Consider the following 13,629-nt stretch of genomic DNA (forward strand, 5'->3'; position numbering starts at 1 on the left):
CTCCCGGGCGGCACGGTTCAGCGCGGGGCCTGCCAGGTGACCGTCGTGCCGCGCGCGCCGTCGTCGCGGCGGCCGTCGTCGGTGACCTGGAGCCGTACGCCCGCCCGGCCGTCGGACAGCCGCGCCGTGGCGTCCACATCCACCTCGACCGCGCTCACCCCCGGCCGCCGGTGCGCCGCGGCCAGCGCCCCGCGAAGGGCGGCCAGCAGCCGCTCATCGGCGGGCTCCCGTACGAGCGCGTCGACCGCGCCCCGGAAACGTACCGACGGCCGGAAGCCGAGCAGTGCCGACGCCCCCGCCGTCTCCCGCAGCACCCGGCCCCGGAAACTCGTCGGAGCCTCCGCGGGCGGCTGCTGGAGCGCGAAGATCGCGGTCCTTACCTCCTGGATCGTGGAGTCCAGCTCGTCCACCGCCCGGCCCAGCAGCTCGTCCGCCTCACCGGCCGCGGCGCGTTTGCGGGTCGACTCCAGCATCATCTCCGTCGCGAACAGCCGCTGGACGACGAGATCGTGCAGATCGCGGGCGATCCGGTCCCGGTCCTCGTAGACCGCGAGCTGCTCCCGGTTGTGCTGGGAGTCCGCCAGCACCAGCGCCAGCGCGGCCTGTGAGGCGAACTGCGAGGCCAGCAGCCGTTCGACGGCCGTATAGGGGCGGCCACCGCGTGCCCTGGGCAGGGCGAGGGTGCCGATCAGCCGGCCGCCGCTCTGGAGCGGCAGCATCATCGAGGGCCCGAACCGGGTCCGTACATGCGTCGTCATCCGGGGATCGGTCGCCGAGTCGTCGATGAAGACCGGCTCGCCGCCGAGCAACTGGACGAGGACGGGGGAGCCGGGCGCGATGGTCGTACCGACGATGTCGCCCGGGTCGTCCACCGTGGAGGCGGCGACGATCTCCATCCCGCCGTCATCGGTGGGCTGGAGCACCACCCCCGCCGAGGCGTCGGCGAGGATACGGGCCTGCTCGGCGACCGTCATCAGCGCGTCCTCCGCGCTCTCGCCGGTGAGCAGCGCGGTTGTCACGGCCGCCGCGCCCTCGATCCAGCGCTCCCGCTGGCGGGCCGTCTCGTACAGCCGGGCGTTGCCGATCGCGATACCCGCCTGCGAGGCCAGCACGCGCAGCAGCGCGAGGTCCTCCTCGGTGAAGGGGCCGCCGCGCTTCTCGGACAGATAGAGATTGCCGAACACCTCGGTGTGCACCCGGACCGGGACGCCGAGGAACGAGCGCATCTCCGGGTGCCCCTCGGGCACACCCGAGGCCCGGGGGTCGGTGGTGACATCGTTGATCAGCAGCGGCTGCGGATGCTGGATCAGCACACCGACGAGCCCGCTCTCCCCGCTCGGCAGCCGCCCGATCCGCTCCCGCTCCGCATCGCTGAGACCGGCGGTGTACAGCTCGGTGACCACCGCGCGCTCGGGGTCCACGACGCCTAGCGCGCCGTAGCGGGCACCGGCCAGTTCGGTCGCGGTGTCGACGATGTGCTGGAGGGTGGTCGGCAGCTCCAGCTCGGCACCGACGCTGAGCACGGCTTCGAGGAGCATGGGCAGCCGGGCGCCGCCGCCCATCCCCTTCGGCCCGCCCGTCCCCTCCGGTCCGCCTGCCCCCTTCGGCCCGGCTGTCCCCTTCGGTCCGGCCCCGCCGTCGCCCATGGCCTTCGCTCCTACGGCCCCGCGACCTAGTCGACCTCGGCCAGCGGGTTGAGGACAAGTGGCTGGATCTTGCCCTCCAGCATCGCACCGAGGCCCAGTACGGCGCAGATGTCGGGGCGCTCGGCGATCTGCACCGGCATCCCGGTCGCGTCCCGCAGCATCTGGTCGAGCCCCGGGAGCAGCGCGCTGCCGCCGACCATCATGATCCCCCGGTCGGCGAGGTCGGCGACCAGGTCGGGCGGGCAGTCCCGCAGCACCTTGCCGATGCCGTCGAGGACCGAGGTGAGGGGGGTGTGGATCGCGTTCCGTACGGCGGCGGTGTCCACGTGGACGGAACGCGCCAGACCGGTCGCCACGTCCCGGCCGTGGATCTCCGTCGACTCCGGGCCCTGGGAGGTGAGGCCGTTGCCGTGCAGGGCGAGCTGGAGCGGCCGTACCGACTGACTCGGCAGCATCAGCTCGTGCTGGGTGCGCAGATGCTGGATGACGGCGTGGTCGATGGCGTTGCCGCCGACGGGGATGCGCACCGCCGTGACGATCGCACCGAGCGAGAGCACCGCGATCTGGGTGGTCGCCGCACCGCACACCATGATCATGGTCGCCGTCGGCTGCTCCACGGGGAGCCCGCAGCCGACAGCTGCGGCGATCAGTGTGTCCACCAGTTCGACCCTGCGTGCCCCGAGGCCGACGAGCGTCTCGACGGCGGCGCGCTGGGCGAGCGGATCGCTCAGATGAGGGGTGCAGGCGGCGGCGCGCAACCGGGGCTTGCGGCGGAGCTGTCTGCGGAGCTTCTCGCCGAGGAGGTGCCGGAGCATGCGCTGCGCCATCTCGATGTCCACGACGGTGCCGCCGGAGACGGGGCGGGCGACGCGGATGTAGTCGGGTGTGCGGCCCGTCATCTTCTCGGCCAGCGCTCCCACGGCGATGAGCGCGCCGGTACGGGTGTTCACGGCGGCGACGCTCGGCTCGTCGACGACGAGCCCGGCACCCTTGACGAACACCCGGGTGCGGGCGGCGCCCAGGTCGACGGCTACATGGCAGCGGCGCAACTGCTCAAGACTGACGGTCACGGCGATCCTCCCGGGTACGGTCCATGAGGGAATCGTCCGGCCGTACGCGGCCTCGCGCGCGCTGGGTGAGCCGGTCGGGTTACCCGCCTGACGCTCCGCCAGCTCCCTTACCCCATCCGGGCCTCGGCGGCCATGGTGTTCTCGCGCTCCAGCCCTCAGCGGACGCGCTGGAACAGGCCCCAGCAGAACTCGGCGATGCGCCGCTCGGCCGGGGCACCGGGGCTGTCACCCGAGGGGAGGGTCAGCGACAGCCCCCAGAGGGTGGGCGCCGATCCCTCCAGCGGCATGGCCGGGGCGAACGCCGTCGCCGCCTCGTCCACCGTGCAGGACCAGGGGGTGAGGTCGTCCGCCGTACGCAGTCCGGGGGCGGGGGCGCCCGGGGCCCGGACCAGCCAGGCGTTCCAGATCGCGCCGCCCTTCGCCGCGGTGAGGACCTCGAAGCGGAGATCGGGCCAGAGCGGGACCGGCCAGAGCAGGGCGTCGCACTCCAGGTCCCCGATACGGCGGCGTTCGGAGCGCTCGGGGGGACCGAGGACCGAGCGGTAGCGGGAGAGGGGGCCGCGGGCGCCCCGCGAGTGGACCATCGCCTGCCAGCGGCGGTTCGCCTCGCGCATACGGGTGGTCGACGCGCCCAGTTCCCGGCGGGCGTCCTGCACCAGGTCCGGGTGGAAGTCGGCCATCCGGCGCAGCAGTATGAGTTGGAAGTCGAGGGGTCCGAGGAGTTCGGCAGCGGTCATGTCCGACATCCTGCCGGGCCGCGCGGCGGAGAGGGCGTCAACTCTATGAAGCGGGTTCACCCGTGAGGTGAAGGCCGTACACAACATCCTCACAGGGCCGTTCACCTCTGGCCCCGTCGGCCCCATAGCTTATGGGCGCCATGGATTATTGCCATCAGTGCCGACGACATCTCAACGGAGCCCTTGCCTGTGCGGGCTGCGGTACCCCGGCCACCGAGGTGGGACGGCGCGGCCCGGCCGCGCCCCGCGTGCCCGAAGCGCCCGACGCGTCCGCTCCAGCCGACGTGTCCCCTGCGCCGGACCCTCCGGACGCGTACGCCGGGCCCGTATCTGTGCCGGACGCTCCGGACGCTCCGGACGCGTACGCCGGGCCCGTATCCCGCCCCTTAGCGGAAGACCTGCTCGTCGCACGCCACGGCGGGCCGGCCGAGCCCCGGAACCACCGGCGGGCCCAGCGCCCGCCCCGTCGCGCCCGCCGCCGCCGTCGTGGCCGCAAGGTGCTGATCTCCGCGGTCGGTCTGGCGGTCGCGGCCGGTGCGCTGGGCCTCGCCGAACTGATCCTGGACGGTCCGGGCGACGACGGTCCCGCCACCTCGGTGAAGGAGTCGACCCGGGTCGAGACGGACCCCGCCCCGGAGCCCACCCGGGAGGGCGAGCCGCCCGAGCGCCCGGACGGGGCGACGGAGAAGCCGCAGGGGACCTCACCCCGCTCCACCCGACCGGTCCGCTCCGTCACCAGGAGCGGCACCCCGGCCGCCGCGGGCCGCTCCGGTGCCTCGCGCACCGCGCCGCCCGCCACGACGGGTACCCCCTCCGTATCGGAGCGGCCGTCGTCGCACCGCCCGAGCGCGCCGGGCGCGTCCGGCGGGCCGCGCGAGACGCCGGCACCCGGGCGTACGAGCCGTCCGGCACCACCACCGGCCAAGCCCCCGACCCCGGATCCGGACCCCACCGAGGACTGTGAGCCCTTCCTGTGGTGGTGCATCTAGCCGGATTGCTCAACCGGATTGCTCAACCGGATTGCTCAACCGGATTGCTCAGCCGGATTGCTCAGCCGGATTGCTCAGGTGGAGGGATCGCCGGAGGGATCGCCGGACTGCTCGGCCGCACGGCTCACCCCGAGGGGGTCGGCGTCGTCGGCTTGGCCGGCTGGACCGGCAGGTTGTACACATGATCGGGCGTCACGATCTCGGTGATCGCCTTGCCGAAGAGTGTGCTGGGCTCCGCCTGGTCGTGGGTGATGTCCGTGTTGAGGAGCACCACCATCGTCGCCCGCGGCTCCGGGAGATAGACCGTCAGGGATTCGTAGCCGGGCAGTGAGCCGTTGTGGCCGATCCAGCCCTGGACATTGAAGATGCCCAGTCCGTATCCGGCGCCCGGAATGGTCGTCGGGCCGGTCTTGAGCCGTTCGGCCTGGGTCTCGGGGGTCAGCAGGGTGCCGGTGGCCAGCGTCCGGGCCCAGCTGCGCAGATCTTGCAGATCGGAGATCATCGCGCCGGCGGCCCAGCCCCAGGAGGGGTCCCAGTCCGTGGCGTCCTCGGTCTTGCCGGACGCGGTCTGGTTCGTATAGCCGTGGGCGTGCGGGCTGGGGAACTCGGCGCCGGTCGGGAAGAGGGTGCGGGACAGTCCGGCGGGCTCCAGGACGTTCTCCGCGATGAACTCGTTCAGCGGCAGGCCGCCCGCCTTCTCCACGACCAGCCCCAGGAGGATCAGATTGGTGTTGCAGTACTCGAACTCCGCGCCGGGCTCGAACTGCACCGGGTGCTTGAAGGAGTAGTCCAGCAACTCCTGGGGCGTGAAGGGCCGTTCGGGATCGGATGTCAGGGCCTTGAAGAAGCCCTCGTCCATGGAGTAGTTGAAGAGTCCGCTGCGCATACCGGCCAGCTGGCGCAGGGTGATCCGGTCGCCGTTGGGGACCCCGTCGACGTACTTCCCGATCGGATCGTCCAGGCCCACCTTGTCCTGGTCGACGAGTTCGAGCAGGGCGGTCACGGTGAAGGTCTTGGTCTCGCTGCCGATCCGCATGTACAGACCGGGTGCCATGGCGGCTCCGGTGGCCTTGTCGGCGACACCGAAGGAGCGGACATAGCTTCCCTTGCCGGGGGCCCACAGCCCCACGGTCACACCGGGCACCCCGGCTTCGCGCATGACGTCCCGGACCGCCTTGTCCAGGCGTTCGGCGACGGCGGGGGTGAGTTCGGGGAAGGCGGTGTCTGAGGTGGCTGAGGTGTCTGAAGCGTCCGGGGTGTCCGGGGCATCCGTCGCGTCCGGGGAGGGCGTGGTGCCCGGGGAGGGCTGTGCGGTGACGCCGGTTTCCGGGGCGGGGGCTCCGTACGCGACCCCGGGGGACGCCGGTACGAGCAGCATCCCGGCCGTGGCCAGAGCGACGCACGCCCTGCGCCCGCGCATCTGCGAGAACCTCACGGGGGACCTCCTGCCACCCCCGAGGACGACAGTCCTCCATCAGGCTAGGCCCGCCCCGGCGGCCCCGCACGGTGAGCCCGGGTCCCGGAGTCTCCCGCCGTGGCGGGGCCCGGGGTGTCCCGGGGGCGGCCCATGGCCGTCCCATGGCCGTCCCATGGCCGTCCCATGGGCGTCCCGGGGCGGCGTACCACGTCGACCGTGCGGACGACCGGGGCGCTGATCCGGTGCCCGGCCGACGCGGTCGCCCGGGGCGCTGACCCGATGCCCGGCCGTCGGCGCGCTCGGCCGGCGTTCAGCCGATGTCCTCGCCCAGCATCCGCTTCAGCAGATCCCGCAGCACCGTCCGCTCCTCGTCGGACAGTTGGGCCAGCGGCTCGCGCGCGAACTCCAGCGACTCCCGGAGCTGCCGCGACGTACTCGCGCCCTCCTCGGTCGGCGCGGCCAGCTTCACCCTGCGGTCGTGCGGATCGGGGCGGCGCTCCACCAGCCCGCGCAGCTCGAGCCGGTCCACGATCCCCGTCACATTCGACGGCTCGCACTTGAGCTTCTGGGCTATCCGGCGCATCGGCAGCGGCTCCAGGGTGAGCAGCCCCAGCACCCGGGCCTGCGCGCCGGTCAGCGAGTGCTGGGCCGCGGCCTGCTCGTACTCCGCGTAGTAGCGGGCCACGACGGTGCCGATGAGATCGACGACTTCGCGAGTCAGCGGGTCAGTACGGGAAGGGGCCATGGCGACCAGCGTACTCCGATACTTGACAGCATGAAATATCAAGGCGCATTATTGTTTTAGGTAGTGAAGCCTTCCTGGGAGGTAACAGGCATGTCGGCTCTTCCCGCGACCAACCGTGCGTGGCACCTTGTCGCCCGGCCCCATGGCCGGCCGAGGGCGGAGGACTTCGCCCTGCGGGAGATCCCGGTGCGGGAGCCGGGCGAGGGCCAGGTCCTCGTGCGCAACCGATACTTCTCGGTCGATCCCTTCATGCGCGGGCGGATGAACGATGTGCCGTCCTACATCCCGCCGTTCCGGCTCGACGTCCCCATGGACGGGGGCGCGGTCGGCGAGGTCATCGCCTCCGCCGCCGAGGGCTTCGCCGTCGGCGACCAGGTGCTGCACGGTCTCGGCTGGCGGGAGTACGCCGAGGTGTCCGCCGCCTCCGCCGCCAAGGTCGACACCTCCCTCGCCCCGCTCTCCGCCTACCTCGGTGTGCTGGGCATGACCGGGCTCACCGCGTACGCCGGTCTCCTGGAGGTCGCCTCCTTCCGGGCGGGCGACACGGTCTTCGTCTCCGGCGCGGCGGGCGCGGTCGGCAGCCAGGCCGGCCAGCTGGCCCGGATCAAGGGGGCCGCACGCGTCATCGGCTCGGCAGGCTCGGACGACAAGGTCAGGCTGCTGACCGAGGAGTACGGATTCAGCGCGGCCTTCAACTACAAGAAGGGGCCGGTCGCGGACCAGTTGAAGGAGGCCGCGCCCGACGGCATCGACGTCTACTTCGACAATGTCGGCGGCGAGCATCTGGAAGCCGCCATCTCCTCCTTCAACGTCCATGGCCGCGCCGTCATCTGCGGCATGATCTCCCTCTACAACACCACCGAGCCCACGCCCGCCCCGCGCAATCTCGTTCAGCTCATCGGCAAGCGGCTGCGGCTGACGGGCATGCTCGTCGGCGACCACCGCGATCTCCGGCCGCGTTTCGTCCGCGATGTCGCGGGCTGGATCGCTTCGGGTGAGCTGAAGTACCGCGAGACGGTCGTCGAGGGGATCGAGCACGGGTACGACGCGTTCGCCGGGCTGCTCCGGGGCGAGAACACCGGGAAGATGCTCGTGTCCCTCGGCGGCTGACCTCTTGCCGGCCCGGCCGACCCCGACCGGGCTCGGCCGACCCCGACCGGGCCTGGCTGACCCCGACCGGGCCTGGCTGACCCCGACCGGGTCCGGCGGGCGGGGCCCGGGAGCCGCCCGGCTCAGCGGGTGTGCGCGGGCTCCGGGAAGAGGTCGGTGAGCAGCCGGTGCGGACCCGCCCGGAGCCCCACGCTCACCCGGTCGTCACGCAGTGAGGCATCCGCGCCCGGCCCCTGCCGGACGACGAGGTCGCCGGGCGGGGGCAGGGCGTCGCACGCCGGGCACCGCCCGTCACCGCCGATGTCCGTGCCGCACACCGCGTGGCCGAAGAGCCGTCTGCTGCCTTCGGGAGCGAACCAGCGCTCCCCCCACCGCGCCAGCGCGAACACCGCTGGCCACAGATCGAGGCCGCGCTCGGTCAGGACATAGTCCACCTCGACCCCCGTGGCATGGGGGTGGCGCTCCACGATTCCCATCGCGACCAGGGTCTTGAGCCGTTCCGCGAGGACGGCGCGCGGGATGTCCAGATGGGCGCGGAAGTCCCCGAAGTGCCGTACTCCGTAGAAGCAGTCCCGGAGCACCAGGAGTGTCCAGCGCTCCCCGGTCACTTCCAGTGCGCGGGCCAGTGAGCAGTCCTGGCCCGCGTAGCCGCGTCCCAATCCCATCGGGGCACCCTAGCAGTTCATTGAACGAACTGGTTCATTCAATGAACTAGATGGTTCGTTCAATGAACTGCTAAGGTCTCGCGTGTCCGGTACACCCACCTCTGGGGGCGCAGTGACCACCGAACGGGGCGCGCGCCCGTCAGCCGCCCGGATGACCCTGGCCGTCTGCTGCGCGGCACCCCTGCTGGTGCTCGTCAACTTCACCGCGCCCGTGCCGACCGTGCGCCTCATCGTGCTGGAGCTGGGTTCCGGCGCGTCCGGGCAGACCTGGATCCTCGGCGGCATCGGCGTGGGGCTGGCGGCCTCGCTGATGGCGGTGGGCGCGCTCGCCGACCACTACGGCCGCAAGCGGACGCTGGTGACCGGCGGCGTGGTGCTGACAGCGGCGTCCGTGGTGTGCGCGACCGCGCCCGGCACCCTCGTGTTCGTATCCGGCCGGGTCGTCCAGGGCGTCGCGAGCGCCGCCCTGCTGGCCGCCAGTCTCGGCCTGCTGGGCCACGCCCTGCCGCCGGGCCCCCGGCGGGCGCGCGCCACCGGGCTGTGGGGCGCGATGGTGGGCGGCGGTATCGCGATCGGTCCGGTCTTCTCGGCTCTGCTGGCCGAGACCGCAGGCTGGCGGTCGGCGTACTGGGTGATCGCGGCCCTCGCCGCGCTGGTCGCTTGCTGGGGTGCGGTGGGCCTGGCGGAGTCCCGCGGCGAACCGCCGCGCCGCTTCGACCCGGTGGGGACCCTCACCCTCGGCGCCGGGATCTCGCTGCTGGTGGCCGCGCTGACCGAGGGCCGGGGCGGCTGGGCACGCCCCCATGTGGCGCTCCTGCTGGCCGCCGCGCTGCTGCTGCTCGCCGGGTTCGCCGTGGTCATCAGGCGCGTCGGCGACCCGGTCCTGGAACCGGCGCTGCTGCGGCACCCTCCGTTCGCCGCCTCGCTCATCGGGGCCCTGGTGACCGGGGTCGCGGTGATCGGACTGATGACCCATGTCCCCGTCGCGGCCCAGCTCGTGCTGGGTCTCGACCCGCTGGAGAGCGCCGGTTTGCTGGCGTTCTGGTCCGGCCTGTCCTGTGTGATCGCCCCCCAGGCACGCCGGTTCGGGCGGCGGTTCGGCGACCGGGAGCGGACAGCGGCGGGACTGGCGGTGTGCGGCCTCGGTCTGCTCGCCCTGACCGGTATCACCGCGGGCTCCCCGTGGTGGCGCCCGGTGCCCGGACTGGTGCTGGCGGGGGTCGGCAGCGGTGTGGTCAACGCGGCACTCGCCGGGCTCGCGGTACGGAGCGTTCCGCCGCACCGGGTCTCGGTTGGGTCGGCGGCGAACAACGCGGCGCGCTATCTCGGTTCATCACTGGGAGTGGCCCTCTTCGCCGCGGTCGTGGCACGCGCGCCCGGCGGTGGCGGCACCGCCCGGGAGTTCGGTACGGGCATGAGCCACGCGGCGGTCATCGCCGGGGCGCTGGCGATCGGCGGCGCGGTCCTGGTCGCCCTGTGCCGTGAACGGGCGGACTCCGGGGAGACAGCCGACACGAGGAGGACAGCGGGCCCCGGCGACACGGGTGACGCCGGGGACCCTGGGGAGACCGGGGTCCCCGGGCAAGCGAGCAGTGACTCAGGGCACGCCGCCGCACGCGGTCACCGCCCATGAGGCCCGGCGGGCGGTGCGGTCCGGCTGGCTGGCCGGCCGAGCGGCCTGCCTGAGCGCGGCCGGCCGGCTCAGCCCCGGCGGCAGTGCAGAAACAGCTGCGGCTCGGCCACGGCCGCCGGGTGGTCCGGAGTGAACAGGCTGCTCCCCTCCCACCGGATCGAGAACCCGGACTCCTTGACCAGCGCGGTGAACTCCTCGGGGCCAAAGCTCGTCAACTCCACCCGCTGCCCCATGAACACCCCGCTCGCCGCCTCCACATCGATCGGCACGGTCGCGACGACCAGCTTGCCCCCGGGGACCAGCGCCCGCCCGAGCCGCCGCAGCAGCCGGGACTGATCGGCGCGGGACATCTGGAGCAGCGAGAAGTACACACAGACCGCGTCGAAGCTCTCCGCCTCCAGCGGTCGTTCGAGGATGTCGGCGCACTCGAAGGACGCTCCGGGCACCTGGCGGGTCGCGAGTTCCACCATGACCGGTGACACATCGACCCCCAGCACCTGATGGCCCGCGTCGGCCAGGGTCAGCGCGGTCGGCCGCCCCGTACCGCTGCCCACGTCCAGGACCCGGCTGCGCGGCGGGAGCCCGGCCAGCAGCCGCTCCAGCGAGGCGAGATGCGTGGCCGAACCGGCGAAGGCCCGCTCGTAGTCGGCGCCCAGGGCGTCGAACGTCGCGGACGCGGAACGGTGGTCTTCGGTCATCGAAGCGGCTTCCTTCCCTGGCCAGGCGACCCGGTGGCCCGGTGGCCAGGCGGCCCCGTGTCCAGGCGACCCGGTGGCCCGGGAATCGTTCCATCATTCACGACCGTCTTCAACGCGTTCGCCGGAAACGGGAGGGGAGGAGACGGGCGTTCCGCACGACCCGGCAGGCTCCCGCAGCCCCGCAGCCCCCGCCGTGCCGGCAGTCCCACCGCCCCGACGCCCCGCCGCCCCGGCAGTCCCGACGGCCCGCCGCCCCGGCAGTCCTGACGGCCCGCACCGACACCCCGCCGCGCCCGAGGGCCGCACCCCCGTACGACACGGGGATACGGCCCTCGGCGACCCGCCCGCTCAGCGGTTCAGCAGAGCCCGCCCGATCTGGGCGAACGCGCCCTTCGGGTGGTCGCGGAACAGCGGCTCCGTACCGAACAGCACCACCGGCACGCCCGCCGCCGATGTGCCGCTGACGATCGACGGCTTGCCCGCCGCGTCCGCCGGGCCGCCCGTACCGTTGGCGGACGCCCGCCAGTGGCCCGACACCAGCGGATTGCCGTCGGCGTACGACTGGTCGGCGCGCACCTCCGAGCCGAGGCCGGTGAACCACACCGGGGAGTAGACGAAGGAGTGCGCCGCCGCGCCGCCGGTGATCGCGCCGCCCGCGTTGGCGACCCGCACCACGCCGTTGGCGTCACCGTTGCCCGCGACCGCCGTCGCCGCGATCAGACCGGCGGCGGTGTTGAACGCGCCGCCGCCCGAGCCACGGCCGACCACCGCGACCCCGCTCGCCCGGAAGGCGTCGCGGGCGGCGGGGGTGAGCGCACCGTAGTTCAGACCGGTCGACACCATCAGCACATCGGCCCCGGACCAGTCGAAGCCCGCGTTGAGGACCGAGGTCGACACCGGCACCACGTCGAAGCCCATCTCGCGCAGCGCGAACTGCTCACCGGCCGTCACCGCGGCGGCGACCCGGGTGCGCTCCAGCGGCGCGACCCCGCGCTCGTACGTCCCGGCGAAGACCACGCCGAACCGGTCGGCGGCCTCGGCCGCCGCCTTGCGCGCCGAGCGGGGCACGATCGCCGCGCCATCGGCCGTACGCCGCACCTGGACGCCCTGCGCGAGCAGCGAGTTCAGCGCCGCGAACTCCTTGGGGTCGTCCAGCCGCAGCCGCAGATCCCCGTACGGGGACACGGAGCCGGTGGGCGACGCGGCGTTGACCGGGCGGGCCAGGACCCGCAGATCGCCACCGGCGACCTTCTCCACGGACGCGCCCCACAGCAGCCCCAGGCTCCAGCCCGAGATGTCGTACATCGCGGAGACATCGGCGCTGATGTCCCGGCCGTCGGCCAGGATCACATTGGCGATACCGCGCTTGGGCTGCTTCATGTCCACGACATACGAACCCGCCGGATACGCCCGGCCCGCCAGCTTGAACGGCAGTACCGCCCGCTCGACCCTGACGTCATTGGCGACCAGATGGTCCACCAGCCGGCCCGCCGCGACGCTGCTGCGCTGCCCCCGGCCCGCCGGAATGACATACGCGCGCGGGAACGTCGTCGTGTAGACGTCCTCCGGACCGATCCCGGGCACGCCCGGCACGGTCTCCTCCGAGATCGGGCGCTGGGCCTCACCGGCGGCACCGCGCCGGAATGTCTCGATCTGGTCGGCGATCACCGAGGCGCGGTTGGCCTGGGTGTAGTCGAGCGTCGAGCGCATCACCGCGCCCGCGATATCGGTGTTGATGGCGGAGCGCCTGCGCAGTTCCGCCACCGGCAGTGTTTCGTACGAGCTGCCGTTGACCCGCATCGGGAACTCGATGGTGTGCGAGGCCACCGCGCCCTGGAACGGCATGTACTGCGGGGTGAAGATGGGCGGCCAGTCGTCCCAGCCCTCCGCCTGGTCCCGGAAGGGGATCTCGGCGGGCAGGACGCCGTCCTTGGCCTGGGTGTAGCCGAGGCCGTTGACGGCCTTCTCCATGCCGAGCGCGTTGGCGTAGGCGTTCTTCAGGAAGAGGTCGTACTCGTAGTTCTCGCCGTGCGGCGGGGTCGTCGGCTCGATCAGGGTGCCGTTGACATAGCCGTGCAGATCGAGCATGACCGCGGGCTGCTTGTCGATGGCGATCTGCCGGATCGCCCGGGTCTCGGGCTGGGACGCCGTGATGAAGTCACGGTTGAGGTCGAAGCCGTTGGAATTGGGGCGCGTGCCGGCGATACGGCCGTCCGGGTTGGCCGTCACATTGAGATAGATACGGTTCTTCGCCAGCAGCCCGGCCGTCTTGGCGTCCTTGGCCTTCGCCAGTTCCTCGATGAGTCTGAGGGCCGCGTCGGTGCCCTCCCACTCATTGCCGTGGATGTTGTTGTTGATGAAGACCGGCGTCTTGTAGCCGGACTTGATGCGCTTGTCACGGGCGGCCGACGCGGGGGAGTTCTCGATCCGCTCCCGCATCCGCTCCTGCTCACGTGCCTGGCCGCCGCTCTCCGGCGCGGTGACCGTGACGAGATACAGCTCGTGGCCGCCGGCGGACCTGCCCGCGACCTCCACACTCACCCGGTTGCCGAGCTTCTGGATCTCGTTCAGACGCGGCGCGATCGAGTGGTACGGAGTGAGGCCGAGTTTGATCGACTTATCGGCCGCATTGACGGGCGGCGTCTTCAGTACGGTCCGCCGGGGGTAGCCGCCGGGCTTGTGAAGGGTCGTGGAGTGACGTTTCAGCGCATCGCTGGTGGCCGACAGCGGGGCCTTGGAGAGGGCCGAGTCGGTCGCGCCCTCTTCCCGTACGGGACCGGGGCCGGCGGGGGGCGTCGGCTCACCGGGCAGAGCGGTCGCGGGTACGGGCGCCAGGAGCACGGCGGCCGTGAACGCGGCGGTGGCGATCAGGGCGGGTCTGGAGATGCCCATGCGTAAGTGCCTCCGGGGATCGAGGGT

General features: G+C 72.5%; 11 protein-coding genes. 3 read left to right on the plus strand and 8 right to left on the minus strand.

The features are described 5' to 3' along the window. Positions 1-17: 17 nt before the first annotated feature. The 3 genes from ACWF94_RS03985 to ACWF94_RS03995 all read right to left on the minus strand — a co-directional run bounded on the left by ACWF94_RS03985 (position 18) and on the right by ACWF94_RS03995 (position 3,453). The gene (locus ACWF94_RS03985) at positions 18-1,562 is read right to left on the minus strand and encodes a GAF domain-containing sensor histidine kinase (RefSeq protein ID WP_453484432.1); all 1,545 of its coding nucleotides are present in this window, start codon (positions 1,560-1,562) and stop codon (positions 18-20) included. A gap of 110 nt (positions 1,563-1,672) precedes the next feature. Then, a complete protein-coding gene (locus tag ACWF94_RS03990; protein ID WP_453484414.1) occupies positions 1,673-2,716 on the minus strand; it encodes a rod shape-determining protein in 1,044 nt (347 codons plus the stop codon). A gap of 155 nt (positions 2,717-2,871) precedes the next feature. Next, positions 2,872-3,453, minus strand: coding sequence for a hypothetical protein (locus ACWF94_RS03995; RefSeq protein WP_453484416.1), 582 nt, complete (start codon positions 3,451-3,453; stop codon positions 2,872-2,874). A 140-nt stretch (positions 3,454-3,593) separates the two neighbouring features. Here ACWF94_RS03995 and ACWF94_RS04000 point away from each other — a divergent pair, with 140 nt between their 5' ends. Next, positions 3,594-4,442 (plus strand): SCO2400 family protein, encoded by an 849-nt coding sequence (locus ACWF94_RS04000; RefSeq protein ID WP_453484418.1) that lies wholly within the window; start codon positions 3,594-3,596, stop codon positions 4,440-4,442. A 124-nt stretch (positions 4,443-4,566) separates the two neighbouring features. On the opposite strand, the gene ACWF94_RS04005 is transcribed toward ACWF94_RS04000, so the two are convergent. Both ACWF94_RS04005 and ACWF94_RS04010 read right to left on the minus strand, forming a co-directional pair. Continuing rightward, on the minus strand, positions 4,567-5,862 hold the full coding sequence (locus tag ACWF94_RS04005) for a serine hydrolase (RefSeq protein WP_453484434.1): 1,296 nt from the start codon (positions 5,860-5,862) through the stop codon (positions 4,567-4,569). A 307-nt stretch (positions 5,863-6,169) separates the two neighbouring features. Next, positions 6,170-6,604, minus strand: a complete 435-nt coding sequence (locus ACWF94_RS04010; RefSeq protein WP_453484419.1) for a MarR family winged helix-turn-helix transcriptional regulator — start codon at positions 6,602-6,604, stop codon at positions 6,170-6,172. A 90-nt stretch (positions 6,605-6,694) separates the two neighbouring features. Between ACWF94_RS04010 and ACWF94_RS04015 the strand changes: the two genes are divergently transcribed. Next, entirely contained in the window at positions 6,695-7,714 is a 1,020-nt protein-coding gene (locus ACWF94_RS04015; protein WP_453484421.1) for an NADP-dependent oxidoreductase, read from the plus strand. Positions 7,715-7,836: 122 nt separating this feature from the next. Here ACWF94_RS04015 and ACWF94_RS04020 read toward each other — a convergent pair whose 3' ends face one another. Next, the gene (locus ACWF94_RS04020) at positions 7,837-8,379 is read right to left on the minus strand and encodes a winged helix-turn-helix transcriptional regulator (protein ID WP_453484423.1); all 543 of its coding nucleotides are present in this window, start codon (positions 8,377-8,379) and stop codon (positions 7,837-7,839) included. Positions 8,380-8,491: 112 nt separating this feature from the next. Here ACWF94_RS04020 and ACWF94_RS04025 point away from each other — a divergent pair, with 112 nt between their 5' ends. Beyond that, positions 8,492-10,012, plus strand: coding sequence for an MFS transporter (locus ACWF94_RS04025; protein ID WP_453484425.1), 1,521 nt, complete (start codon positions 8,492-8,494; stop codon positions 10,010-10,012). 68 nt (positions 10,013-10,080) lie between these two features. Here the strand turns inward: ACWF94_RS04025 and ACWF94_RS04030 are convergent, their stop codons facing one another. Both ACWF94_RS04030 and ACWF94_RS04035 read right to left on the minus strand, forming a co-directional pair. Continuing rightward, complete coding sequence (locus ACWF94_RS04030; RefSeq protein ID WP_453484426.1) at positions 10,081-10,710, minus strand: class I SAM-dependent methyltransferase; 630 nt, start codon at positions 10,708-10,710, stop codon at positions 10,081-10,083. 348 nt (positions 10,711-11,058) lie between these two features. Continuing rightward, complete coding sequence (locus tag ACWF94_RS04035; RefSeq protein ID WP_453484428.1) at positions 11,059-13,602, minus strand: M14 family zinc carboxypeptidase; 2,544 nt, start codon at positions 13,600-13,602, stop codon at positions 11,059-11,061. Between the last annotated feature and the right edge of the window lie 27 nt (positions 13,603-13,629).

Source organism: Streptomyces sp. NPDC055078, from assembly GCF_053607985.1.